The organism is Saccharibacillus sacchari, from assembly GCF_037722395.1.
Taxonomy (GTDB): domain Bacteria; phylum Bacillota; class Bacilli; order Paenibacillales; family Paenibacillaceae; genus Saccharibacillus; species Saccharibacillus sacchari_A.
In genome coordinates this window covers 1-26,350 of sequence record NZ_JBBKAR010000023.1, presented here as the reverse complement: position 1 = coordinate 26,350, position 26,350 = coordinate 1, and the positions used below count along the sequence as shown (strand labels likewise).

Below are 26,350 nucleotides of genomic sequence, written 5' to 3'. Positions count from 1 at the left end.
CGTTTTAAAAGCTGCATGGTAAAAAAGGATTAGACACAGTTTAGTCACTTTTCCATAAAAAATCTAAATTGGGTCTAAAGAAGGATATATCGTCAAACGGAAAGGAGGTGAAATCATGAAACGAAAAATGTTGGCTATCGCCGTAGCGGCTTCGTGCTTATTCGCTGTTCAAACCCAAAACGCCGAAGCCAAATCTTACCCCGCGCTTCTGGACAATGTGCTTAAAGGAGCGGTTGATGCCGTCGATCAAACGGTCGTCGGCGTATCCGATTCAGTCAATCACACCGTAAACGGCGCGACTGGCGCGCTGGAGCAAACCGTAAGCGGAACCTTAAATCAGACGCAGCAAGTTGTACAGGATACGTTGAACGCGACGGGACAAGCGGCCGGAGGGCTGCTCGAACCGGTAACCGCGCCAACGGCAAACAGTGTAGACAATGTGGTCAATACCGTGGACCAAGTGGTCAAGGACGCCAACGTTATCGTCAACGAAAGCGTTGACATTCCGTTGAACACCCTGCCGCAAGTCACGGGAGCAGTAAATGGCAAGGCTGCCGATCCTGTAGGCACATTGCTGGAAGAAACGGGGCAAACGATCAAAGCGGTCGAGCAGACCGTAAAAAACACAACCGGAAACGCAAGCGGCATCGTGGAAAGCGTCGAATCGGTAACGGAAGGAACAGGAACCGTAATAGGCGGAGTCGTCGAGACGGTCACCGAGCCGGTAAAAGAAGCGGTCAAACCGGTTACGCCGAAACCAAGCGTTCCACCGATCGTTCCGGTCAAGCCAAAGCCTACGTTACCGGAGAAAGAACCGGGCAAAAGCGAAAGCGGGACTCCGGTCGGCGAACCGACGACTTCCTCGCCTAACGATTCGACGGCAGCCGCGCAAACGCCGGTTCCGGAAAAATCGTCCGGCGTGTCATCCGACGCTTCCGCTTCGCAAGGCGGCGCGCAAGCAGCGTTAATCGGACAAGTCGTGAATGTCGAATCTTCCGCGACAGCGGACAGCGAACCGGCTTCTTTCCCGGAGAATCCCGAAAAGACCGCACAGGCTTCGGCCGAACCGACAGCGGAGCCGGAACCAATCGTATCTGCTGCCGGTTACGCGTTGAAAGACGTCGAAGAGTCGGTTACGGAATCTCAAGACACGGCTTCCGCGTCCAACGTATCGGCGGACATCGCGGAGGATGGAACCGACGGCTTGCCGGCGAACGCGGCAACTTCGGAAGCCGATTCCGACCGTCGGCAAACAAGCGGCAACGGCAACAGTGCTTTGTCCGCTTCGGACTCTCCCGGGCTTGAGCCGACGGAAAAAGCAGCGCAAAAATCGCCTCTCGCGCCGCGAGAAGGCAGACAGCCTCAAGCACCTATCGTACCTGGTCTTTTGAGTGAAAATGCACCTGCACGAGGCTCGTCCGGTTCGTCACAGAGCGGTTCGGGTTCTGCCGGACCTCAGCCGCCGATCGCGCAATTGTACACCGGCTTCGTGCCCGCGATCTTCGATTCCTCGTCCAGGTTGAAAAGTACTTCCGACACCGAAGGCAGCCAATGGATCAACGCCCCGCCTTTTTCACCACCGAAGCAAGCTCCCTTTTTGACGTAAAAATCAAAAAAATAAAAGGGAGCGATAACTAATGAAAAAGACGGTAAAAGCACTGATGACAACAGGATTTGCGGCAGCGGCACTCGTATTGGCTCAAGGCGCGGCATCGGCGGCGGAAGTCACGTCGACCGATCAGGCAGTTCCTCAGACGGAAAGTCGTTCACTGCTCAATATCAACGCGGACGGGCTAGTCGGCGATACGCTGCATGTCGGCGTACTCGAAAGCCAGGCAAGCAACAACGCGAACAGCGAACCGACAACTTCCGAATACAATGCGCTGGTCAACGTAAATCTCGACGAAGTGCTGGGCGATCAAGTACACGTCGGCGTATTGGAAAACGAAACAACCGGCAATGCCTCCAATACGACGAACGAAACAAACAATAACGCATCGACAAGTGAGTCCAGCTCGCTGGTAAACGCAACGCTTGACGAAGTCGTAGGCGACAGCGTGCATGTAGGCGTACTGGAAAACGAAGAAACCAACGCAGCATCCGGTACAACGACCAACACGCCAGCCAACGCATCGACAAGCGAATCCAGTTCTCTGGTCAACGCAACGCTTGACGAAGTCTTAGGCGATAGCGTGCATGTAGGCGTACTGGAAAACGAAGAAACCAACGCAGCATCCGGTACAACGGCTAACGTGCCAACCAACACATTGACAAACCAATCCAGTTCTCTGGTAAACGCAACGCTTGACGAAGTGGTCGGCGACAGCGTGCATGTAGGTGTATTGGAAAACGAAGAAACCAACGCAGCTTCCGGTACAACGACCAACACGCCAGCCAACACGTCGACAAGCGAGTCCAGTTCTCTGGTAAACGCAACGCTTGACGAAGTGGTCGGAGACAACGTGCATGTAGGCGTACTGGAAAACGAAACAACAAACGCAGCATCCGGTACAACGACTAACACACCAGCCAACACATCGACAAGTGAGTCCAGTTCTCTGGTAAACGCAACGCTTGACGAAGTGGTCGGCGATAGCGTGCATGTAGGCGTACTGGAAAACGAAGAAACCAACGCAACTTCCGGTACAACGGCTAACGCGCCAGCCAACACATCGACAAACCAATCCAGCTCTCTGGTGAACGTGAACCTCGACGAAGTGTTGGGTGATACAATCCATGTCGGCGTACTGGAAAACGAAGCAGCCAATACGAACTCCGGTACGACCAACGAAAACGCGACAAACAATTCTTCAAACTCCCTGCTGGATCTGAACCTTGACGATCTGCTCGGAAACGACGTCGGATTGACTGTTCTGGACAATACGGATTCTGTCAACTCGAACGGCACTTCCAACAATTCGTCGCTGATTGATCTGAATCTGGACGGTATTCTGCCGGGCGTACAAGTTACGGTACTGGAAAATTCGTCGTTCACTCCGGCGGTACCGGGCGGTAACGAAGGCGGAACAACGCCGAACCCAGGAACAGGCGGCAACGAAGGCGGAACAACGCCGAACCCGGGAACGGGCGGTAACGAAGGCGGAACAACGCCGAACCCGGGAACGGGCGGTAACGAAGGCGGAACAACGCCGAACCCGGGAACGGGCGGTAACGAAGGCGGAACCACACCGAACCCGGGAACGGGCGGTAACGAAGGCGGAACAACGCCGAATCCGGGAACAGGCGGTAACGAAGGCGGAACAACGCCGAATCCGGGAACAGGCGGTAACGAAGGCGGAACAACGCCGAGCCCGAGCACAGGCGGTAACGACGGTTTTGCGGTTGAAGGCACGATCGTCGCGACTGTACCCGGTACGGTAATTGCTGCTGTCGGCAACACGCCGATTGTCGCACCTAATGAAGAAGAACAAGAAATGACCGGAAACGACGTGACGACCGCTACAGCTTCCGATGGCGAAGAGTTTGACGCTCTTACGCCGCAAGATGCGGGAACACGCGGAATAACCGACGGTTCAATCGTTATGGCAAACGCTCCGACAGCGGATATCGGCGGACGTCCGGTTACGGCCGCAACTACGGTTGCCGCGGCTGCTTCCGTAGCGGCCGATCAAACAGAACGCGTATCGGCTGACAACATGGGCGCGATGGCAAACGCTTCGGCTGCCGAATCGACGCAAGCCATGAGTGGAAACTGGGCATCCGAGCTTCCGCAAACCGGAGAAAACGGCATGAACAACATGTTCGTGTACGCCGGGCTGCTTTTGATGGCATTCGGCACAGCTATTCGTTTTCGCCGTTCGCGTTAAGCTTTTCGCCTGAACGGTTACATCTTTGAAAGACCGCTTGCCGGAATCCCGGCGGCGGTCTTTTTTTGCATCGCCGCCGCTGTTTTTCGCCAAATCGCCGTGTTCCGTTTTGGCTGTAACCGCTCTCCTTATGATATAGTTTCTTTATGAGCTTTTTTGAAGGTCAATTCAATGATGCAGGGAGATGGAAACTATGATTAAGCATATCGTCTTTTTTAAATTGAAAAACCGTTCGGCAGAAAGCGTAGCGGAAGCCGCGGGAGTTTTGCGCAGCATGGAAGGCAAGATCGAGCAGCTCAAATCGCTAGAGATCGGAACCGATATCCTGCGTACCGAGCGTTCGTATGATATCGCACTCACTTCGACTTTCGATACACTGGACGATCTGCAAGCCTACAATACGCATCCGGAACACCAGAAGATCATCGAATACATCAACGGTGTCAAAGAAGTCTCGTACGCTGTCGACTACGAGATTTGATACCGGCTTTCGCGATCGTTATGTATGGTAGGTCGCCGAAACGCGAAAATCCAGGAACCGAGCGGCTTGCATAGAAGCGGCCGCAGCGGATACACAGGAGGAACCGGCATTGTATTACGTTAATCGGGAACAGATCGAGAAGCGTCTGCTGTCGCTGCCGCAGACGATCGAAGCCATGCGCTTGGTCGCCGCGCAGTGGGAAGGCACGCTGTTGCAAGGACTGGCGCAAGAGCGTGCTTTGCATCTGGCTTTGGAAGCCGTAACGGATATCGGAAGCTATCTGATCGACGGCTTTATCATGCGGGATGCGGGCAGCTACGAAGATATTGTGGACATTATTCACGGGGAGAACGTGATCGACGATCCGCTGCACGGGGTGCTGTTGCGGCTGGTCCGATTGCGTCGTCCGTTGGTGCAGGATTATTACGAATGGGATCGTAAAACCTTGCACCCGCTGACGATGGAATTGCCTGCCGCTTTGGAGCACTTTGCGGATCGGGTGAACCGGTATTTGCTTAGCGAACTTGGCGAGAGCAGCAGGCCGCATTAAGCAGGCGCACCGGATAGACACGGAGGGGGAAGCAGACACATGGCCGATTCGGCAGGGCAACAACCAAAAGAAGGCAAGAAAATGAAACCGGGATTCCTTCCGGTATACGCAGTCGAATTATTATTCAGGGAAGAACCTAAGCTTGAGCCTTCGCATATCCTTGAGCGGATTCATCAGCGGATTCGCAAAACGGCTATTAACACGGGACCTTTTCGCGAGACGGAACAAGTAGAGAACGAGGCACTGCGCCGCAAAGAGACAACCGGCAGCGATCGCTTCGAGCTGGCCGCCGTTTTTTATCATACCGAGTACACGGTGAATTTTACGGATTCGGAAGTGCCCGCGCAGACGAGAGTGTTTGAGCCCCGAGAGATTCGCGAGGATCTGAATTGGGAAGGCGTGCTGCAACAAAGCTGGAAATGGGAAGGCGGAGCCGAGCGGCTTGAAAAGTATCGGTACGCGGTAACGTTATGCGACTGGTATGCCGCGATGCTGCCGTTCGAACGGCGGATCGAGATGTTCCAGTCCGTGCTGGCCAGCGTGATCGAGACGACCGGCTGCGACGCGATTTATTGGCAGCCGAGCGGGCAATTGATCGACGCCGGGGCGTTTCTGGACGCTTATCCGCACGAGCCGTTGTACGGAGCGTTGAACGTGAGAGTGTATCAGATGCAGCGGGAAAACGAAGTGCTGGTAGACACGCTCGGCTTGACTTCGCTTGGCGTGCCGGACATTCAGTGTCGCGTTGTAGACATGACACCGGACCGGGTTATTCCGATGATCTACGGCGCGTCTTACTATGTCTATGGCAACGGCGGCGAAGCGGCGGACGGACAATTGCTCGGCGGAGCCGGACTCAGATGGCGCTGCGAGCGTCAGCGTTCCGTGCTCGCTCCCGAACGTGCGGTGATCGACCTTAATCCGGGCCATCCTTATTATGCGGGGACTCAGACGGATGATCCGGTCGGATACGAGAAGGACGAAGCGAACGCTTGGCAAAATGACGGCGAAGACGCAAGCTCGGGCTACCGATTGCGCGAAGAAGACGGAACCGAGTTCCGCTCCGAGCGCGAGTACCGGATCCAAGAGAGTCGCCAGACTCCGCCGGCACGCGATTCCCATCCTTCGACTTCCGAAGAGGAATAACCTATTATTTCATGCAAAAGTTGCTTGCGGCGAGGGTAGAGCTTCGCTATGATAGAGTTTAGGCTTAATTTTAACCCCGGTCCATGTCTTAGGGTAGTTTGTCCATAAGAGGTGGATGTTCGGGAAAACGATATGAAGGAAGCGTGTACTCGTGCAGCAAGCTATTGCGATAATGGATTCGGGAGTCGGCGGCCTAACCGTGGCCAGAGAGGTCATGCGTCAATTGCCGAGAGAGCAGATCATCTATTTCGGAGACACGGCGCGTACCCCTTACGGACCGCGTGATCTCATGGAAGTCCGCGCATTTACGGAGCAGATCGTCGATTATCTCATGACGTTCAATCCCAAAATGATCGTCATCGCCTGCAATACGGCCACCGCCGCGGCACTCGATACGATTGCGGAAAAGGTGGATATTCCGGTTGTCGGCGTCATTCATCCAGGTGCCCGTGCGGCGATCAGCAAAGCCAATAACGGCATCATCGGAGTCATTGGGACAAAAGGAACAGTCGATAGCGGGGCGTATGCCCAGGCGCTCAAGCAGATCTCTCCTTTTGTCAATGTCGTCAGCCGAGCCTGTCCGTCGTTTGTTCCTTTGGTTGAGCAGGGGCATTTCAGTGGCCGGGCTACGTATGAGATTGTCAAAAACGAGCTGCTCCCACTGCGTGCGCTGCCGCTCGACTGTCTGATTTTGGGCTGTACCCACTATCCGTTCCTTGCGGACACGATTCAGCGGGTCATGGGACCGTCGGTGAATCTGATCAGTTCGGCGGAAGAGACAGCCCGCGAGGTCAGTACGATCTTGTACGAAAAAGGACAGCTGGAGACCGGCGATTCCATCCCCGAGCATCGGTTTCTGCATAGCGGTGAATCGGATATGTTCGAGAAAATCGCGCAAAAGTGGCTGGCCGAGTATATCGCAAGAACGAAAGCAATTTGGCAGGTCGCATCAATGTAACTGGATAACATTGAAGCCGCCTTTTTGCTGCATCATCATTTTATGAAGAGCCGCGGCTGAACGCCGTAGGCGGGAGGAGTCTGTCATGAAGGTCAAAATTACGCGTAACGCTGCCAAAAAACTGCTGGAAGAATTGAACAAGGAAGAAAACAAAGACATGAACGTCCGCGTATTCATTACGCATTCGCACGGCGATCACGCCCACTACGGCATGGATCTGGACAAGCAAAAAGACGGCGACGAGCTGGTAGCAACCGACAAGGACATCAGCGTTCTGGTCGATGCAAGCGAACCGCTGCTCGACGGAATCAAGATCGACTATCTGTACAGCACCCAGGAAGAAGGATTTGTGATTACGAACCCTTCGAAGGGTAACCACGGCGACCACTAAGAACCGCCGAAGAAGAAGGGAAGAATCATGGCTAACGATATTCGCGTTTGCGATAAATGTCAGCACGTACGCATGAAGACCATCGTGCCGAAGCTGCAAAAAATGGCTCCCGATGCCGAGATCAAAGTCGGCTGCAAGTCGTACTGCGGTCCTTGCGGCAAACGGGCATTTGTCTTCATTAACGGCCGTTACGTCAGCGCTCCGACAGAAGCCGAAGTGTTGGAGAAGGTCGCGCCTTTTATAAAAAAATCATAATCGGTACATCGCGGCTATGATGTCGGCACTGAGCCATTCGGCTTGGCTGCCCCGCTGCGCGTACGACCGGTTTTTCAAAAAAGCCCCGAGTTCCGCATTGACGGAATTCGGGGCTTTTTCGAATGTAAGACGGCGTATGCAAGCTTGCCGTGCCAGGAACGGCAGCGATAAAATCCAAATTTCTCAAACGCCAGCGAGACTGCGGGCTGCGCAACAAAATGTTGTCGTTTCGTCAGCATTTCAGCCTAAAAATAAGCACAAAAGCAAAAGTGTTGAGATTTGGTCAACATTTTTCAAGAAAAAAAGCGTTTGAGGTTTATTTCGGGCGAAAATGTGAGCATTTCATCAATATTCTGCGAAATATAATAATTTATTCGATAGAATCTTGATATTTGGTCAACTTTTCAAGAAAGAGTTCATTTCGAATCTACACACACACCGGTTGCCGCTGTCGAAGTCGGCCCCAAATCTACTTGCGATCCGATTCTTCCCTTGCGCGATCCCGCTTCATATTTCTCTTTACCGCCTTCTGCTCCGTTATCCATGAAGATCAAGGCTTTAACTCCAACGTCGGAATCAAATCCTTCGCCAATACGTCATCCGAAATCGCCAGCCTCTTCACCGCTTCGTCGTACCCCGTACGTGCTTGCTCCACATCGGTCGGTTGCCCGGTCGCGAGATCGTAGCAGATCCCGTTCTCGAACACGCCGTCGGCCGAAGGCTCGTAATAAATGTTGCCGTCGGTAAAAGCACCGGTGCGCAAAACGACTAATCGATCCTGCGCCGCGTCGTTCAGCAGATTGCTGCCCATCAACGCGTAATCCCCAGCATCTACGCCAAGCAGCGAGAGCAGCGTCGGCATGATATCGAGCTGGCCGCCGGGCTGTTCGTACGTTCCCGCAAGCTGACCGTCCGGCAAGTGCATGAGCAGCGGAACCTGGCCCATCATTTGCGTATACTCAAACTCTGACACCTCGCGTCCCAGCAGCTTGCCTACCGCTTCGCGTTCGTCGAGCGAAAAGTCATGGTCCCCGTAGAACACGAAGATCGTATTGTCCCATAACCCGTCGCTTTTCAACCGTTCGACCATATCGCCCAATGCCGAATCGACGTAATGCACGGATTGCAGATAATCGCCGAACGTCGTGCCTTCGAACTCGCCTACCGGAAGTTTGTCCTGTTCGCTCAGCGTCAGATTGTACGGATGGTGGCTGCTGAGCGTAATCAGGAACGAGTAGAACGGCTCAGGCGTATTTTCCATAAAAGCGACCGACTGATTCAGGAACGAGCGATCCCCGAGCGACCAGCCGAGCGGTTCGTCGATCTCGTAATCTTTTTCCGTATAAAAACGGTCGTAACCCATTTCCTGATACATGCGATTCCGATTCCAAAAGCTGCCGTCGTACGCGTGGAACACATTAGCCGTATAGCCTTGCTCCTTCAGGATAGAAGGCAAAGTCTCGAATTCATTGTCGGCGTAGCGGATAAAAACAGAACCCGAAGGCAGCGGATGCAGCGAAAAGTTGGCGGCAAGATCGGCATCCGAAGTACGTCCTTGCCCGGTCTGATGGTAAAAATGATCGAAATACAGACTGTCCGCCATCAACGCGTCGAGGTTTGGGGTGATCGGCTGTCCGTTGATTTCTTTGCCGACAAAAAAGTTCATAAACGCTTCACCTTGTACCATGACGACATTGCTGCCTTCGTACTTGCCCAGCAGTTCTGCCGGACCCGTGCGCGCTGCGCGATGTTGCTCAAACCAATCCCGAATCTCGGCCAAGCGTTCCTCCGGCAACGATTGGCCTTTGCCGATTGCGATCTGCGCGTAACGGTAAGCGTCGATCGCATGAAAACCGAGCAAGCCCGTCACATTGTACATCGACATATTCCACCAGTTGTTTTCCAACAGGTTTTTGGCCCAAGTCTGGGAAGCATGGCGGATCGGGAAAAAGGCGGCGGAGAACCCGATGACCAGCACCAGAAGTCCGGCCGCGAAACGCTTAAGGAAACGAACGCTTCGGCGCGAAGACGACGGCGTACCCGTTCCAAACGAGTAGGTCGAGGTACCGGACAAGACTTGGGCGTTTTTGCGCCGTCTCGACCAGCCCCACAGCGCGGCGGTTAGCATCAGCGGCCAATCGGCGAATAGCCAAAGGTCGCGCCAGCGCAGCAATTCCGCAATGCTGCCGCCGAGCGATTCGACCTGTCCCGCTTGCAGCAGCACCGGCACGGTGAGAAAATCTCCGAAATAGCGGAAATAGACGAGATCTGCGAAGATCAGCGCGGTCAGCAGCAGATCCAGCAGCGCCAAAGCCCAGAGACGAGCACGAAAAGGCAGCCAGAATACCCAAAACGACAGAGCCAGCACACACCCCGCAGCGATCAGGAAGTCCATGGCGCCCATATCAATGTACGGAAGCTGTAGGTTGCCGTGCAGCAATCGCAGCTTACCCAATATCAGCAGCACGAACAGCACATAGACGACCGAGGTAAAGAGAAGACCCGGCTTGGGGCCGGGTCGGGTTGATGAAGTCCACATTTGCAAGATATTCACTCCTTAACGGCGAGGAGGCAGCGGTCCCAGGAACTGAAGGAACTGACACTCGATCCGTCCGTTGAACAGTTTGCGGCGCTTGTCGGCTTTTTTGCCGAAGTTTTGCTCGAAGTTCTCGGTCGGGGTGATGGCGAAAAACGACCAGTCTTGCAGATCGAGCGCGGCGCGTCCGAGCTGACGGATCATTTTCTCGACTTCTTCTTCTTCGCTGAGCCGTTCGCCGTAAGGCGGGTTGGTGATCATGCAGCCGAACTTGCCTTCCGCTTTGAAGCGGGCGACAGGCTGGACGCTGAACGAAATTTCGGTGCCGAGCCCGGCGCGTTTGGCCGAAGCTTTGGCGATCTCGACGGCTTCCGGGTCGATATCGCTGCCGCCGATATTCAACGGAATCTCGTCGCGTACGGCGTCGAACGCTTCGTCGCGAGCCTGGTTCCACAATTCTTCCGGCACGAAGTCCCAACGTTCGGACGGGAAACTGCGGCGCAGGCCCGGCGCGATATTCCAGCCGATCAGCGCGGCTTCGATCGGCAACGTGCCGGAACCGCAGAACGGATCGTAAAACGGACGGTGCGGGCCCCAGCGGCTGAGCAGGATCAGCGCGGCGGCCATCGTTTCTTTCAAAGGCGCTTCGACGGTCGTTTTGCGGTAGCCGCGTTTGTGCAGCGAAGGACCGGTCGTGTCCAGCGTGATCGTGGCGATATCGTTCAGCATCGTGACTTCAAGCGTGAACAGCGGGCCGTCTTCGTTGAACCATTCGGTGCCGTACGATTCCCGCATTTTCTCGACAACGGCTTTTTTCGTGATAGATTGGCAGGCCGGCACGCTGGACAACTGCGATTTGTGCGAGCGTCCGTTGACCGGGAATTCGCCGTACTCCGGGATAAAGGCGGCCCAATCGACGGCTTTGACGCCCTGGAACAGTTCTTCGAACGTCACGGCGGGGAATTCGGCCATTTTGATCAAGACGCGGTCGGCGGTGCGCAGCCACAGATTGGCGCGGCAAATATCGGCAGGCGTGCCGGTGAAGGTGACGCGGCCGTTCTCCGTACGGGCATCGGCGTAGCCGAGGTCTTTCAGTTCGCGTGCGACGACCGCTTCGATGCCCATGGCACAGGTGGCGATCAGAGTTAATTGTTCAGGAATTCTCATAAGTTCAGCTCCGTTTGTTAAAGGTGAAAAGCAGGCATTACAAATCCGCGATTTCGCTTGTGAAGCCTGCGATAAAATCGTACAATGATCAGATGAAGGCTTGACGTGTCCGGGCGCAACTTTGCGCTTCCGGGGATATTTGTGCGTCCAATGCTCAGCTCAATCTAGTATAGGGGAACACTGCTAGGGTTACAATATATTCAGAAGATTCGGAAACAACGGATAAGCGAAAACGGAGAGTGAAGAAAATGAACGACCTGCATATGAGCGCTTCGGCGGCCGAAGCTTATATGGACGATCTCGCGCGCGAGGACGACCTTTTAATCAGAATCAAGGAAAAAATACACGACGCGAAAATGCCGGATGTATCGGTAGCGCCGGGGTACGGGAAGATGTTGACGCTGCTGGTGACGTTGACCGGCGCGAAGCGCATTTTGGAAATCGGAGCGCTCGGGGGTTACAGTGCGATCTGCATGGCCCGCGGCATGGCGGAAGGCGGCACGGTTACGTCGTTGGAGCTGAGACCCGATTATGCGGAAGTGGCGAAAAAGCATTTGGAAGAAGCGGGTTTCGGCGAACAGACGCGCTATATGATCGGACCTGCGGTCGACAGCCTGGAACAGTTGAAGGCGGCCGGCGAGAAATTCGATTTCTTTTTTATCGACGCGGACAAACTGAACTACCTGAACTATCTGGAGTTGGCGATCGACATGGCGAATCCGGGTGCGGTGATCGTGGCCGACAATCTGCTGCTGCGCGGACGCACGCTTAATTTCGAGCGCAACGGTCCGGCGATTCAAATCGTGCGCGAATTCAACCGCCGGATGGCGGACGATCCGAGGTTGCTTGGGACGCTGCTGCCTGCTTACGACGGACTGGCTATCGCAATGGTGAAGAATACGTGAACGTTGAATGAGAAAGCGTCCCGAGTGGTTTCCAAACGGCCGCTTGGGGTGGATAATATATAGATACGAAAACGTCAAACAATCGTCGTAATCGCAGCTTGTGACAAACGTTTCAAAAGCGCATAATTAAAATTGAATGTATTTCGTTAGACCGTTATCAACCGGTATTGGAGGCTCTTATCGACATGACTTATAATGATCGTTTTATCCGGGCCTGTTATGGTCAGGAGGTCGATCGTCTGCCTGTCTGGTATATGAGGCAGGCCGGCCGATACGACCCGGAGTACCGCAAAATCAAAGAAAACTATTCGCTGCTCGAAATTTGCCGCCGTCCAGAGCTTGCAGCCGAAGTCACGCTGATGCCGGTGCGTAAGCTGGGTGTGGACGCGGCCATTTTGTATTCGGACATTATGAATCCGGTTGCCTCGCTGGGGATCGATTTTGATATCGTAAAGGATATTGGTCCGGTCATCGACAACCCGATTCGCAGTCTTGCCGACGTGGAGCGTTTGCGGCCGATCGATGTCGAAGGCGATCTCGGCCATGTGTTGGAAACGATTCGGATCTTGGACCGCGAGCTGGACGTGCCGTTGATTACGTTTGCCGGGGCTCCTTTTACGATTGCCAGCTACCTGATCGAAGGCCGTCCGTCGAAAAATTACATCCGCACCAAAACGATGATGTACAGCGAGCCGAAAACGTGGTTCGCGCTCATGGACAAGCTGGGCGACATGGTCATTGCTTATCTGCGCGCGCATGTACAAAACGGCGGCAAAGCGTTCCAGGTGTTCGACAGTTGGGTCGGCGCATTGTCTCCGGCAGACTTTTCCTATTATGTGCTGCCGACGATTACGCGAATCTTCGACGAGCTGTCTGCGCTGCCGGACATGCAAAACGTCCCGAAGATTTATTTCCCGGGTGTCGCGTCGGGCGAGCTGCTGCCGACCTTGCGCGGGTTGAAAGCCAACGTCATCGGACTGGACTGGCGCGTATCGATTGCGGAAGGCCGCAGACGTCTCGGCGAAGGCTACGCGGTACAGGGGAATCTCGATCCGTTCGTTTTGACCGGACCGCAGGAACTTATTCATGAGCGTGCCGCGAAAATCATCGACGAAGGCGTGCAGCAACCCGGATACATTTTCAATCTGGGGCATGGTCTGTTCCCGGAAGCTTCGTTGGATAAATTGCGCGAGCTGACCGGATACGTGCATGAATATTCGGCTCAGGCGCTATCGCGCGTCGGAACCCGGGGTTAAATAAAAGGTAAGCATGCCACAACCACGCAAAAACAAAACCGAAAAGTCGCGAATTTCCGCAATCAAGCGGCTTTTCGCGGCCATAATTAAGTTAACGCTTCAAAGATCCGACATGCGACAAGCACGGACACGGAGCGGCGAAAGCCGGCTCCCATCATGGCAGGAGAGGGGAAATCAAGTTGAAGAAAAAAATCGGAGTGCTCGTCATGTCTTACGGAACGCCGAAAAGCCTGGATGACGTCGAGGCGTATTACACCCATATTCGCAGAGGCAACCCGCCCGCGCCGGAACAGCTCAAAGAACTGAAAGACCGTTACGAAGCGATCGTGGGCGGCGTGTTTCCGCTGCGCGAAAATACCGATCGCCAGGTCGAAAAGATTCAGGCCGAGCTGGACCGCATGGAACTGCCGGACGCGGAATTCGTGTGTTACCAAGGGTTGAAGCACGCGGAGCCGTTTATCGAAGACGGCGTGCGGAATATGGCGAACGACGGCATCGCGGAAGCGGTCGGCATCGTGCTGGCTCCGCACTTTTCGACGATGAGCGTGGGCAGCTATATCAAGCGCGCGAAGCAAACGGCCGAAGAAACCGGCGTGCGCATGAGCTTTATCGAAAGCTACCATCTGCATCCGAAACTGATCGAAGCGTTCGCGAAGCGGGTAACGGCCAAGCTGGACGCGTTCGTCGACAGCGGCGCGCCGCGCGACGAAGTCAAAGTGCTGTTCAGCGCGCACAGTTTGCCGGAACGCATCTTGTCGATCGGCGATCCGTACCGCGACCAACTGCTGGAAACGTCCGAAGCGGTCGCGGCTGCGGCAGGCGTGACCAACTGGCAGTTCACATGGCAAAGCGCCGGCCGCACGGCAGAGCCGTGGCTTGGTCCGGACGTGCTCGATACGATGAAGGATCTGTCCGAGAAGGACGTTCGTTATATGCTCGTTTCGCCGCTCGGTTTCGTTTCCGACCATCTGGAAGTATTGTACGATCTGGATATCGAAGCGCAGGACGTGGCTGCGGAGCTGGATGTTCGCCTGATGCGCATCGACTCGCTGAACACAGATCCGCTATACATGGAGACGTTGGCGGATTGCGTCGTAACCGAATGCCGCAAAGGGGCGCTGGTTCATGGCTGAACAGCGTAACGTCGTCATTATCGGCGGGGGCCTGACCGGCCTCAGCGCCGCCTTTTACACCCGGAACTTCCTGCGCGAAGCCGGCTTCGAGCCGATCATCACCGTGCTGGAAAAAGGGAATACATGGGGCGGAAAGATCGAGACGCTGCACAAGGAAGGCTTCGTGATCGAAAAAGGCCCGGATTCGTTCCTGGCCCGCAAAACGGCGATGGTCGACCTGGCAAAAGATCTCGAGATCGACCACGATCTGGTGACGACCAACCCGGATGCCAAAAAAACGTACTTGCTGCATAAAGGCAAGCTGCACGAGATGCCTTCGGGGCTTGTGCTGGGCATTCCGACGCAACTCAAGCCTTTTCTCGCCAGCAAACTGGTTTCGCCTGCGGGTAAACTGCGCGCGCTGATGGATTACGTGTTGCCGCCGCGTCGGAGCAAAGAAGACGAATCGCTGGGCGATTTTATCGAGCGGAGATTGGGACACGAAGTGTTGGAAAACGTGACCGAACCGCTGCTTGCGGGCATCTACGCGGGCGATACGCGCCATCTCAGCCTTCAGTCGACGTTCCCGCAATTCGGCGCCGTCGAACGCGAGCACGGTAGCCTGATCCGCGGCATGATGACGGGTCGCAAACCGGTCGAGACGCATACGGGCACGAAAAAAAGCATGTTCCTGACGTTCCGTCAAGGATTGCAAAGCCTGATCCATGCGCTGATTACCGAGCTGTCCGGCACGGTCGATCTGCGTCCGAACACGGGAGCGGTCTCGATCGTCAAGCAGCCGCAAAACGGCTATACGGTAGAACTGGAAAACGGCAGCGCGGTCGCGGCGGATTTCGTCGTGGTCACCACGCCGACGTTCGCCACGTCGAATCTGCTGTCGCCGCACGTGAACACGGCGGCGCTGGACGATATCGACTATGTGTCGGTGGCGAATGTGGTATTGGCTTTCGATAAAAAAGACATCAAAACCACGTTCGACGGATCGGGCTTCCTCGTTCCGCGCAAAGAAGGGCGCACGATTACCGCTTGTACCTGGACGTCGGCCAAATGGCTGCATACCAGCGCGGACGACAAAGTGCTGATGCGCTGTTACGTCGGACGGGCCGGGGAGCAGGAAGCATTGAAGCGCGATGACGCCGGACTGGTGGAACTGGTTCGCCAAGACATCCTCGACCTGATGGGGATCGACGCGGAGCCGCTGTTCACGGAAGTGACGCGTCTTAACAACTCGATGCCGCAGTATCCGGTAGGGCACAAGCAGCAAATTGCCGATTTGCGCGAGCAGATGGCGAAGGAGCTGCCGGGCGTCTTTATCGCCGGAGCGGGTTACGACGGCGTCGGCTTGCCGGACTGTATCCGCCAGGCGAAAGAGATTTCGACGCAAATGGCGGCGATCGCGGCGGCGACAAAAGCTTCGGTAGCGGATGAGGCTTCGGCTCCTGCTATGTCGGCAGGGTGAGCAGGGCGAATCGTAGCCTAACAAGTTGCGATTTGCCGGGAAATCGGTCTGTGGCTTGGAAATGTTGACGTTTTGCACGCAATTTCCGGGAAAAAAGGTTCCTTTTTTGAGAATGCTGACGAAGCGTCAACATTTTGGAAAGCAATCGCGAGATTCGGAGTGATTTTAGCTAAAATGTTGACCAAACGTCATAATCCAAAGGGAAAAGAGTGTCGGATGCTCGAAAATGTTGACGTTTTGCACGCATTCGAATGAAGTTCGCAACGGATTACAGTTGAACGGTATGTGTCGCAGACAAACGCAAACATGACCGTGTGAGCAAACAAGCCGCTCCAATCAGTCGTTTTCGTTATCCGGGGATCGGGGATAATGAAGCGGCTTTTTTTGTTTTGACGAGCTTGCCTTCTCCTTCTGCCGGATAACCTGCTATAATGAAGATTAGCTTTGCGGATCAGACTGCGAGTACGTTGACCGTTTAAGATGGTAGGTTACGCCTCTTGAAAACCTTAGATTTAATACAGAGTACTAGGGCGTGTACGCAAACTCAGGCGACGTGCATCTTGAGCTGCCTTTTCGCCCTCCTCTACGTCACGTTCCCTTGACGTGCCCCGGCACGCCTTCGGAAAAGTTCCTGGATGAGAACGAAAATTCAGCTCAATCTGCGCCCTTCGGAGTTTGCGTACACGCCCTAGTTAAATTTAAATGTCTTCGGTTATTGATGTTGTCCCGATAGATTGAAGGAGATTTTGCGCTTTGAATGATTTGGATTCCCCGCGTTCGAGAAGCACTCGAACCAAGAAAGCCCGGAAGCGTAAGCGCCGGGTGTTGTTGACGGTTAATTTGATCTTGGCGCTGTTGGTTGTCGCAGGCGCGGCGTTGGTTTATGCGCGCGAGCACGCGGCTAGAGAAGCCAGTACGGCTGCGGCTTTGCGTGCAGCCGCCGCGCAGAATGAATCTGCGCTCGCTTCCGCGGCAGGGATCGCGGAAGCGCCGGGCTTGTCGGACGGGGAAGAATCGTCCGACGCGCAAGAGCCAGCCGCCTCCGAAGCGGCGGCTGGGGCGGAGCCGATCGGCAGCGATGCAGCCGATCTTGAAGAGCCGTCCGGCGCAGATGCGCAGCCGGACGGGGGTGCCCCGGCCGAAGATCAGGCCGGGGACGCGCCGCTCAGCGGCGGCGAGGCGGATTCCTCGGAAGCGAATCCGCCTCTGGCCGCCGGCTCCGCCGTAGGCGCGGCCCCACCGGCGGCCGGAGGACTTGCCGCCGAGCCGCCTGCTGCCGAGGCAGGCGGTTCCCAGCCGGAGGACGAAGACTCCTCCGGCCAGGCTGGCGAACAAGCTCCAGCCGAAACAGCAGCCATCCCTACGCCTTCGGCCGACAACGGCGCCGTTGTCAATCTGACCTTCGCCGGAGACGTCATTTTTTCCGGCAAAGTGCAGTCTCTTTTGGAGAAAGAAGGCTACGATTATCCGTACGCTTATGTACAGGATCGGTTTAAAAACGATGATTTGACGGTTATTAATCTTGAAACGCCAGTTACGGCGCTAAGCACGACCGGAGCGGATAAATCATTCGTGTTCAAGTCGTCGCCGAAAGCGCTGGGTCCTTTGAAGAATGCAGGCGTGGATGTCGTGAATCTGGCGAACAATCACACGCTGGATCAGGGGATCAACGGGTTATTGGATACGATCACCAATTTGGATCAGGCGGGCCTTGCCCATGTCGGCGCGGGCAAAGACGCTTCTGCCGCCTACGCTCCGGTCTACGTGGAACGTAAAGGCGTCAAGGTCGCGATCGTCGGTGTCAGCCGGGTGTTGCCGGAAACGGATTGGGCGGCGGGACCGGATCATCCGGGCGCGGCCAGCGCCTACGATCCGGAAACCGCCGCGCGTGCCGTCGAAGCCGCGAAAAAGAATGCCGATGTCGTGGTTGCTATCGTGCATTGGGGCAAAGAACGTGTCGATCTGCCGGATGATAACCAGACGACGCTGGCTCACCGGATGATCGACGCCGGAGCCGATCTGATCATTGGCGGTCACGCTCACGTGCTGCAAGGCTTTGAACAATACAAAGGCAAATGGATCGCATACGGAACCGGCAACTTTATTTTCACGAAATCCGCCACGGCAAAGACTTGGGAGACAGGCGTGTTCCAGGCGGAGTGCAGCAAAAACGGCGATTGCTCACTGAAACTGGTTCCGTACTGGGCTGAAGTGGGCCGTCCGGTTCCGATGGAACAGGATGATGCGCAGAAGCTGCTAAAGCGTATTGAGAGTCTGTCGCCCGGTGTGCGTATCGATGCCAACGGACGGATTACGGCGAATTGATTCGTTTGCTTTGAGCTTCCGCAACAATCGACCATTTTCTCGCGTAACCATCAGGAGATGACGAAAAGGATGTTGAACAATCGCTGCGTCGCGCACCGGGGGTTCTCGGGCGTGGCGCCTGAAAATACGCTGGCTGCGATCCGGCTGGCGATGAAGATACCGGAAGTGGAATGGATCGAGATCGACGTCCAGCTGTCGAGCGACGGCGTACCGATGGTTATTCATGACTTTACGCTCGGCCGTACGGCTAACGGTAGCGGGATTGTCCGTAACCATACATTGGCGGAGCTGAAAAAACTGGACGCCGGACGCTGGAAATCGCGCTGGCATGCTGGGGAACGGATTCCGACGCTGGGCGAGCTGCTGGACGAAGTTCGCGGACGCTTGAAGGTCAATATCGAGCTGAAAGCGAAAGCGGACAGTTATCAAGGGCTTGCCGCTGCCGTTTTAAAAGAAGTGGCTCTGCGCAATATGGGGCAAGATGTGGTCCTGACTTCTTTTATCCCCGAAGCGTTGCTTGAAGCCCGTGCTCTCGCACCGGATGTTCGCCGCGGACTGATTACCGATGCCCGTCCTCCGGATTTGGAGCAGCGATTGCAGAAGTGCGGCTGCACCCTGCTGTCGATTGCACACGCAAAAGTCGAACCGGCATTCGTCCGATCCACGATCGAACGCGGCATCGACATCATGGTGTGGACGGTAGACAATATTCGCCGGATGCGCGAGTTAGGCTCCATGCATCCGGATCTGATGATCTGTACGAATCGCCCGGACCGCTGGTTGCTGGCACGCAAGCTGCCGGAGATCCGCGAACGTGCGGCATGGCGTCGCTGGATGCCTTTTTAACCTAAAACGACGAAGGTGGGGATTTACGATGATCGCTGTCAACAATGTGTACTGCGTAGGACGCAACTATAAAAAGCACGCCGAAGAATTGGGCAATGACGTTCCTTCCGAACCGATGATCTTCCTGAAGCCGTCCCATGCGATTTGTGCGTTGGACGACGGAACGATCGCTTTGCCGCAAAACGTAGGCGAAGTGCATTTCGAGACGGAGCTTGTGCTGCGCATCGGCCGGGCTTACGAGCCGGGCATCAAAGTCGAAGATCTTGTCGCATCGGTCGCGCTCGGCATCGACTTCACGCTGCGCGACGTCCAATCGAAGATCAAAGCCAAAGGACATCCGTGGACCGCGGCCAAAGGCTTCCGCAATTCTGCCCCGTTGACCCAAGAGATTGCTTTCCCCGGGTTGGACGCATTGAACGAAGCCTGGTTCTCGCTGCGCAAAAACGGCGAAGTCGTGCAGCGAGGCAGCATCACCAACATGATCTTCGACCTGCAAACGTTGATTGACTACATCGGGGAGCATTACGGTCTCGGCGAAGGCGATCTGATCTATACGGGCACGCCGGAAGGCGTCGGTCCGACCGTGGCCGGCGACGTGCTGGAGCTGTACTGGAACGAAGAAAAATGGGGCGGCTGCACCGTCGGCTAGCAGCTTTGTCAAGCGACTAGGCTAGACGGATGCGGCTTCCGCGCGGGAGGCGTATCATCAAGTGGATTGGATCATCGGAGCTGTAGGCGCCTGCCTCGTCGCGGGTGCGGCCTACGCAAAACGTTCATTGTCGGCGTCCGGCGCGATCGCGGCTGTGATCATGGGCACGATTTATTACGGCGCGGGCGATCTGTTCTGGTTCGGCTTATTGCTGCTCTTTTTTATCACATCGAGCGTATTGTCCAAGGTCAAGCAGGCGGAGAAGCGCCAAGCCGAGCAAATGTACGAAAAAAGCGGTCGGCGCGACGCCGTGCAGGTGCTTGCCAACGGCGGCATCGGCATGGTGTTGTGTCTGGCTAACTATATCTGGCCTTCGCCGCTCTGGTTCGGTGCTTTCGTCGGCGTAATGGCTACCGTAACCGCCGATACTTGGGCAACGGAGTGGGGCAGCTTGAGCAAAAGTCCGCCGCGCTCGATCGTCACGTGGAAGCCGCTGCCTGCGGGGACGTCCGGAGGCGTGTCGCTTCGCGGCAGCACGGCTGCGGTCGTCGGCGCGGGCATGATCGGCACTGCGGCGCTCGTATTGCTGCTATGGACGAAAAGCGGGCCGGACTGGCCGTGGTGGGCCTGGATTCCCGCGGGAGCGCTAGGCGGAACCGTCGGCGCTTTCGTCGATTCGTATCTGGGTGCGACGGTTCAGGTCATGTATCGCTGCCAAGTATGCGGAAAAAGCGTCGAAAGCCGCACGCATTGCGGTCAAGCTACCGTGCGTTATCGCGGCTGGCCTTTTATGAATAACGATGCGGTCAATCTGCTGTCCTCGATCGCGGGCGGCGGGTTGGCTTTGGCAATTATGGTGTTGGCAGGGAGGTGGTTCGGATGAGCGGAGCGCAGCGCGAGAAGCATGAAGCGATTCTGGATTCGGCCTTTGAGATTTTCGGTCAAAAAGGGTTCTATGAAACCAAAATTTCGGATATTACCGAGCATGCCGGAATCGCTAAAGGGACGATGTATTTATATTTCAAAAGCAAGGAAGAGCTGTTTATGGCGGTAACGCGGCGGGATTGGGATACCTTTTTGCGTAACCTGAATTATCGCGTCAAGCATGTGGACGGGCTGCTGCCCAAGCTGCGACAGGTCGCCGAGCACCATCTGGAGTATTATTACGAGCGAAAGTCGCACGGCAAAATCTTTTTCCACGCGCCCAACAATGATTCCGAGCTGATGAAGATGATGCACGGATTCTTAACCCGCTATATGGCGACGGTGAAGGACGTGCTGGAAGAAGCGGGGATGCCCGACCCGGACTTTTACGCCAAAGCGTTTATCGGGATGCTGGATCGCTTGAAAATGGACATTTTGTTCGAAGGCGAGTTCACGCGCGAACAGTTGGAACTGCGTGTGGATCAGACCGTCCGATTGTTCCTGCGCGGCAGCGAAGGGGAATTGAACTGAGGTTTTGGAGGACGAACGGGCTTCCGCAGGCAGCGGGAGTTCGTTTTTTTATAGAAGAAAAGTGTGAGCAGAAAAGGGGAGTGAACGGCGATGAATATCATGACCGTTGAACGGGTATCCAAAAGTTACGGGGAAAAGGTGCTGTTCGACGACGCTTCGTTCGGCATGGAAGATCAGGACAAGATCGGCGTCGTCGGCGTGAACGGCACAGGCAAATCGACGTTCCTGAAAGTAATCGCGGGCATCGAACAGCCGGATTCGGGCCAGGTAGTAAAAGGTGGGGGCGTGCGTATTCGTTACCTGGCGCAGAACCCGGATTTCGATCCGGAATTGACGGTACTCCAGCAATTGTTGCACGGCGAAGGGGAAGAGTTGGCGGCGGCGCGTGCATATAGCGAAACAGCGTTGAAGCTGGAACAGGAGCCGGATTCGCACGAACTTCAGCAGCGTCTGCTCAAAGCCGGACAGGAGCTGGATCGGCTGAACGCGTGGAGTATCGAGAGCGAAGCGAAAAGCGTGCTGTCGAAGCTCGGTTTGGATATTTTTGACGCGAAAATGGGTACGTTGTCCGGCGGTCAGCGCAAGCGTGTCGCATTGGCGGCGGCGCTCGTGCAACCGTCCGAGCTGCTGATCCTCGACGAGCCAACCAACCATATCGACTCGGAATCGGTAGCGTGGCTGGAAACGTATTTGAAAAAGCGCCGCGGTGGGCTGCTTATGGTGACGCACGATCGCTACTTCCTGGATCGGGTCGCGGACGTCATGCTGGAGCTGGATTACGGCAAAATGCACCGCTATACCGCGAACTATTCGCGTTTCCTCGAACTCAAAGCAGAACGCGAAGAACGCGAAGCGGCGACCGAGGATAAGCGTCAAAACCTGCTGCGCAAAGAGCTGGCTTGGATACGTCGCGGCGCCAAAGCCCGTTCGACCAAGCAGAAAGCGCGGATCGACCGGTTCGAACAGCTTCAGGACGACAAGCCGCAGCAAAAATCGGGCGATCTCGAAATGGCGACGTTATCCGCGAGATTGGGCCGCAAAGTGCTCGAACTCGATCACGTCGGCAAAACGCTGGCCGGACGCCTGCTGATCGACGATCTCACCTACATGACCGTCCCAGGCGACCGAATCGGCATCGTCGGCCCGAACGGACGCGGCAAATCGACGCTGCTCAACCTGATCGCGGGCGATCTGGAACCGGACAGCGGCACCGTGGACAAAGGCTCCACCGTCCGCGTCGGCTACTTCCGCCAGGAAGCCGCCGAGATGGACCCGAGTATGCGAGCGATTGATTATATCAAAGAAGCGGCCGAGACGGTCAAAACGGACGAAGGCACCGTGACGGCGTCGCAGATGCTGGAACGCTTCCTGTTCACGCCGACTGCCCAATGGACGCCGATCGGGAAGCTATCCGGCGGCGAACGCCGCCGTCTGTACCTGCTACGCATCCTGATCGCCGCCCCGAACGTCCTGCTGCTCGACGAGCCGACGAACGATCTGGATATTCAGACGTTGACGGTGCTGGAAGATTATCTGGACGATTTCCCCGGCGTCATGATTACCGTATCCCACGATCGCTACTTCCTGGATCGGGTGTGCGATAAGCTGTTTGCTTTTGAGGGCGGCGGGAAAGTGGCGATTCATGCGGGGAATTATAGCGAGTATATGGAGCGGACGGGTGGAGGTTCGTTAAAAGATGGGTTCTCGGAAGGCGGGAAAGGAGCGGGTGGATCAGGTGCGGCGAACGGTTCTTCCGGTGCCGGGAAAAGCAGCGGCGCAGCGAATACGGCTGCTGCCGATAACGTAGCTCCCGCTCCTGCCGCGAAAAAAGCGAAGTTCACGTATAACGAGCAGCGCGAATACGACTCGATCGACGCGACGATCGAAGCGGCGGAGAAAAAGATCGAGGATATATCGGCCGAGATGGAACGCTCAGCCAGCGATTCCGCGAAGCTTCAGGAGCTGATGCAGCAGCAGGCAGCAGCGGAAGCGAAGTTGGAGGAACTGATGGAGCGTTGGACCTATTTGAATGAACTGGCGGAGCAGATTGAGGCGGGAAGAAGCTGAGATTGGCTGGAGTAATAGGCCAATTGGAGTGTAATATAGAGTTGGAAAGATTGAGGTCTTTAGACGATGATGCGTCTAAAGACCTTTTTTTATTGGGAATTTTGTGTACGGATAATGCTTATGATGCTAAAATGGAAAAAAGTAAGCGAATGAGCATTTTGAGATGTATTAGGGAAGGAAGAGGTTCGGGAATAAGCTGAGTGAAGTAGGATATGCGAAGTTCAGGAATACTGCTTAAACGAGGTATAGATGAAGTTCATGAATAAGACGTTATACGAACATGAAATACGACGGAAGAACAAGGATAGGTAAAGAATGAAGAGAACGGGAAGTGGATTCACGCGAATCTTGGATTAGAAGTGTAGAAGCGCCAAAGAGTGTACGTTTCCATACGGAAACTGATCCATGAATAAGGAATGCGGATTGACTGAATGAGAAGGTGCGCTTCCGTCCGGAAGCAGACTGGATGTGAGTTTGCGGGAGAAAGCAGAGAAGCCCGTCGATTTCACGACATCTAACAAAATATTCACGCTGCGGACATTCGTCCTGGGTCCGACAGTCGTCGGACACCCGGTATGCGCCGGGTCGTGAATACGGGAACGTTATCGGAAATCAATCAAGAGCAATATTTTAAATTCTAAATTATGGAGAGTGTAACGATAATGAATATGATTGAAGAATTTAATGAAGAACTAAACGATGGCCAACATCTTGTTGTAATGCCGTTATCAAGAGTTTTAATTGAGGACGAGTTTAAAATTGGTAAATATAGATTTTATCCAATTGGAGAGTTTGAAATACGTTCTTTAAGACCAGTTCCAAATAAATTTCATTCGGTTATGAATGGTAGTGAAATGAATGAAGATGAATTTATGGCAATCGGTCTTGAGGGCCAGGCATTACGAGAAGCTGCAACAGCTTTAACTGGCGCTTGCTCCGAAGTATTTGATTCTAGCCCTTTATTAGTATTTCCAGTGGATGGCTTTGACTGGGATCGGTTTCTTGAAGCGGATTCTCATGATTATGATTTAAAAATTTTAAGAAGCCTTACGAACGAAGCAGAAAAAGTAATGGATATATTGAAATTCTTTTTATGTAGAGCAGATTTAATTGATACTTTACCAAGTGTCGCAGGAATTTGGGATCAACCGGATGGATTCTCAAGTGCGCTAATTTTTAATATTGATGATTACGAAAGCTATATCATCGCAGGTTCAATTATCACTCATAAAGCAGTAAAGGGTAGTGGTTTAGACTTGAATAATTGCGAAGAAATCTCTGAAAAATATGAAAAGTTAACCACTACAAATGGAGAAGTGGGAAAGATTGCGAAAATGGCTCTTTCAATGCACACGTCTTTTTTAGAGTCTAACAGTCCGACTACTCAGTTTGTAAGAGCTATGACACTACTTGAATTTTTAGCATATCCAGATGACTATCAACAGTTTAAGTATGTAAGAAAAAAAATCACTCCGCATTTAGCGAAAGATTATAATGATTATTTGAGATTAAAAGATAGATTTAATAAATTGACAAGCAAAAAAGATGAAACTGGTAATCATATAGGTTATCGAACAAGAATTGTTCATATAGGTGATAGCATTGAAGATATTCTTGAAGATGAGATGCAAGTAAAGAAGGTAATGCTAGAGCTTCAAGGATATATAGGAAAAGTCATTGAGGATATGATTAATAATCATGAAATGTCGTGGTCAGAATTTGAAGAGTTTAGAGAACAAAAGAAACGATCTTTAGGAATAGTATGACAGACTTATTGAAAATTTAACTTAGTAACTCGAAGAAGTAATTGACATCCGATAACATAATATTCACGCTGCAGACATTCGTCCTTGGTCCGGCATTCGCCGGCCACTCGACATACGTCGAGTCGTGAATACGGGAACGTTATATGACAGAGCCAGAGTGAATTTAAAACTACTATCAAAGGAGAATAATTAATGACCAATTTTCAAAGAGTAGGAGCCTTAAGTAATGCTCATGTAGGAAGTTCATTTGAAGAATTAGCGGAACAATATTTTATCAGTATGAAATTTAACGTAACTGCAAAATACCCTTTTGCTCTGGGATTTCAAACTAAAAAGGTTCATAAATTCGATTTTGGAGGCAAAGACGATAAAGGAAATGATGTGCTCATTGAATGCAAAAGCCACAAATGGACATTAGGCAATAATGTACCAAGTGCTAAACTGACAGTTTGGAATGAAGTGATGTTGTACTTTTCACTTGCGCCCGAAAATACAAGAAAAATATTATTTGTTCTTAAAGATTATTCAATAAAAAGAAATGAGACATTAGCAGAATATTATAAAAGAACATACGGACATTTGATACCTCAATATGTAGAAATTTTAGAATGTGATGTAATCAATAATACGGTTAAGTTGATATAAAACTTAATATCCTATTTGTTTATTCGAAGAAGTGGCTCCGTCATATAACATAATATTCACGCTGCGGGCATACGCCTTTGGTCCGACAGTCGTCGGGTCGTGAATACAGAAACGTTAGTTGAAAGTTCTAAGGAGAGATAAAACAAATGAAGAAGATTAAAAGAGAAAATGGGGTAAATAGGGCTATTTCAGTTCCTGCATTTGTTTTTTGCACCTTACTTGCCGTAATGTTTTTAATTGCGGCTTTAAATTCAACGTTCTTTCCAATGAAAGTATTAGTAAGTATTCTTTGCGTTCTATCTACTATTTCTTCAGTGCTATTTCTTGCAATAACATACTATAAAAATAATATTTTTTTTAATGTGATATTGATAGCTCTCATTCATCCAATGATATGGTTATTTTCTCTTCTTATCAATTTCTTCTACATGGTTCTTGTGCCCCTTTCAATACTTGTTTTAATGATAATTGTTGCATTCTTATTATACCTAGCTATTGGAGTATCTCTTTTACAAGTAGGGATTGATGGTCAT

General features: G+C 53.5%; 23 protein-coding genes. 21 read left to right on the top strand and 2 right to left on the bottom strand.

Translation table 11 applies throughout. From position 1 onward, the window contains the following. The first annotated feature begins 115 nt into the window (after positions 1-115). The 8 genes from WKI47_RS07045 to WKI47_RS07010 all read left to right on the top strand — a co-directional run bounded on the left by WKI47_RS07045 (position 116) and on the right by WKI47_RS07010 (position 7,608). Positions 116-1,606 (top strand): hypothetical protein, encoded by a 1,491-nt coding sequence (locus WKI47_RS07045; RefSeq protein ID WP_340226468.1) that lies wholly within the window; start codon positions 116-118, stop codon positions 1,604-1,606. Positions 1,607-1,637: 31 nt separating this feature from the next. Beyond that, complete coding sequence (locus WKI47_RS07040) at positions 1,638-3,827, top strand: LPXTG cell wall anchor domain-containing protein (RefSeq protein ID WP_340226467.1); 2,190 nt, start codon at positions 1,638-1,640, stop codon at positions 3,825-3,827. Positions 3,828-4,020: 193 nt separating this feature from the next. After that, a complete protein-coding gene (locus tag WKI47_RS07035) occupies positions 4,021-4,308 on the top strand; it encodes a Dabb family protein (protein WP_340226466.1) in 288 nt (95 codons plus the stop codon). Positions 4,309-4,417: 109 nt separating this feature from the next. Continuing rightward, positions 4,418-4,858 (top strand): DUF86 domain-containing protein, encoded by a 441-nt coding sequence (locus WKI47_RS07030; protein WP_340226465.1) that lies wholly within the window; start codon positions 4,418-4,420, stop codon positions 4,856-4,858. Positions 4,859-4,897: 39 nt separating this feature from the next. Then, the gene (locus tag WKI47_RS07025) at positions 4,898-6,004 is read left to right on the top strand and encodes a DUF4261 domain-containing protein (protein WP_340226464.1); all 1,107 of its coding nucleotides are present in this window, start codon (positions 4,898-4,900) and stop codon (positions 6,002-6,004) included. A gap of 151 nt (positions 6,005-6,155) precedes the next feature. Then, positions 6,156-6,962: a glutamate racemase gene (gene racE / locus WKI47_RS07020; protein ID WP_340226463.1), complete on the top strand. Its 807-nt coding sequence runs from the start codon at positions 6,156-6,158 to the stop codon at positions 6,960-6,962. An 85-nt stretch (positions 6,963-7,047) separates the two neighbouring features. After that, a complete protein-coding gene (locus WKI47_RS07015; RefSeq protein ID WP_340226462.1) occupies positions 7,048-7,353 on the top strand; it encodes an iron-sulfur cluster assembly accessory protein in 306 nt (101 codons plus the stop codon). 27 nt (positions 7,354-7,380) lie between these two features. Then, positions 7,381-7,608 (top strand): DUF1450 domain-containing protein, encoded by a 228-nt coding sequence (locus tag WKI47_RS07010; protein WP_037282874.1) that lies wholly within the window; start codon positions 7,381-7,383, stop codon positions 7,606-7,608. Between the two features lie 550 nt (positions 7,609-8,158). Here the strand turns inward: WKI47_RS07010 and WKI47_RS07005 are convergent. After that, positions 8,159-10,147 carry an LTA synthase family protein gene (locus tag WKI47_RS07005; RefSeq protein WP_340226490.1) on the bottom strand — a complete coding sequence of 663 codons (1,989 nt, stop codon included), beginning with the start codon at positions 10,145-10,147 and terminating at the stop codon, positions 8,159-8,161. Positions 10,148-10,165: 18 nt separating this feature from the next. Further along, complete coding sequence (locus WKI47_RS07000) at positions 10,166-11,311, bottom strand: class I SAM-dependent RNA methyltransferase (protein WP_340226461.1); 1,146 nt, start codon at positions 11,309-11,311, stop codon at positions 10,166-10,168. 248 nt (positions 11,312-11,559) lie between these two features. Here WKI47_RS07000 and WKI47_RS06995 point away from each other — a divergent pair, with 248 nt between their 5' ends. The 13 genes from WKI47_RS06995 to WKI47_RS06935 form a co-directional block, all read left to right on the top strand. After that, positions 11,560-12,216, top strand: a complete 657-nt coding sequence (locus WKI47_RS06995; RefSeq protein ID WP_340226460.1) for an O-methyltransferase — start codon at positions 11,560-11,562, stop codon at positions 12,214-12,216. A gap of 185 nt (positions 12,217-12,401) precedes the next feature. After that, the gene (hemE, locus tag WKI47_RS06990) at positions 12,402-13,472 is read left to right on the top strand and encodes a uroporphyrinogen decarboxylase (RefSeq protein ID WP_340226459.1); all 1,071 of its coding nucleotides are present in this window, start codon (positions 12,402-12,404) and stop codon (positions 13,470-13,472) included. Positions 13,473-13,651: 179 nt separating this feature from the next. Beyond that, the gene (gene hemH, locus WKI47_RS06985; RefSeq protein ID WP_340226458.1) at positions 13,652-14,605 is read left to right on the top strand and encodes a ferrochelatase; all 954 of its coding nucleotides are present in this window, start codon (positions 13,652-13,654) and stop codon (positions 14,603-14,605) included. Continuing rightward, entirely contained in the window at positions 14,598-16,064 is a 1,467-nt protein-coding gene (hemG, locus tag WKI47_RS06980) for a protoporphyrinogen oxidase (RefSeq protein WP_340226457.1), read from the top strand. The genes hemH and hemG overlap by 8 nt, the downstream gene beginning before the upstream one ends. Positions 16,065-16,817: 753 nt before the next feature. Then, positions 16,818-18,389: a CapA family protein gene (locus WKI47_RS06975; protein ID WP_340226456.1), complete on the top strand. Its 1,572-nt coding sequence runs from the start codon at positions 16,818-16,820 to the stop codon at positions 18,387-18,389. Between the two features lie 69 nt (positions 18,390-18,458). Beyond that, positions 18,459-19,235, top strand: coding sequence for a glycerophosphodiester phosphodiesterase (locus tag WKI47_RS06970; RefSeq protein WP_340226455.1), 777 nt, complete (start codon positions 18,459-18,461; stop codon positions 19,233-19,235). 28 nt (positions 19,236-19,263) lie between these two features. Beyond that, positions 19,264-19,884 (top strand): fumarylacetoacetate hydrolase family protein, encoded by a 621-nt coding sequence (locus WKI47_RS06965; protein WP_340226454.1) that lies wholly within the window; start codon positions 19,264-19,266, stop codon positions 19,882-19,884. Positions 19,885-19,945: 61 nt separating this feature from the next. After that, entirely contained in the window at positions 19,946-20,767 is an 822-nt protein-coding gene (locus tag WKI47_RS06960) for a DUF92 domain-containing protein (RefSeq protein ID WP_340226453.1), read from the top strand. Next, positions 20,764-21,339: a TetR/AcrR family transcriptional regulator gene (locus tag WKI47_RS06955; RefSeq protein WP_340226452.1), complete on the top strand. Its 576-nt coding sequence runs from the start codon at positions 20,764-20,766 to the stop codon at positions 21,337-21,339. The genes WKI47_RS06960 and WKI47_RS06955 overlap by 4 nt, the downstream gene beginning before the upstream one ends. 90 nt (positions 21,340-21,429) lie before the next feature. Next, positions 21,430-23,406 carry an ABC-F family ATP-binding cassette domain-containing protein gene (locus tag WKI47_RS06950; protein WP_340226451.1) on the top strand — a complete coding sequence of 659 codons (1,977 nt, stop codon included), beginning with the start codon at positions 21,430-21,432 and terminating at the stop codon, positions 23,404-23,406. Between the two features lie 662 nt (positions 23,407-24,068). Beyond that, positions 24,069-25,172, top strand: coding sequence for a hypothetical protein (locus WKI47_RS06945; protein WP_340226450.1), 1,104 nt, complete (start codon positions 24,069-24,071; stop codon positions 25,170-25,172). A gap of 192 nt (positions 25,173-25,364) precedes the next feature. Further along, positions 25,365-25,817 carry a hypothetical protein gene (locus tag WKI47_RS06940; RefSeq protein WP_340226449.1) on the top strand — a complete coding sequence of 151 codons (453 nt, stop codon included), beginning with the start codon at positions 25,365-25,367 and terminating at the stop codon, positions 25,815-25,817. A 146-nt stretch (positions 25,818-25,963) separates the two neighbouring features. Next, positions 25,964-26,350, top strand: a 387-nt coding sequence (locus tag WKI47_RS06935; protein WP_340226448.1) for a hypothetical protein, incomplete at its 3' end; no start/stop codon positions are given.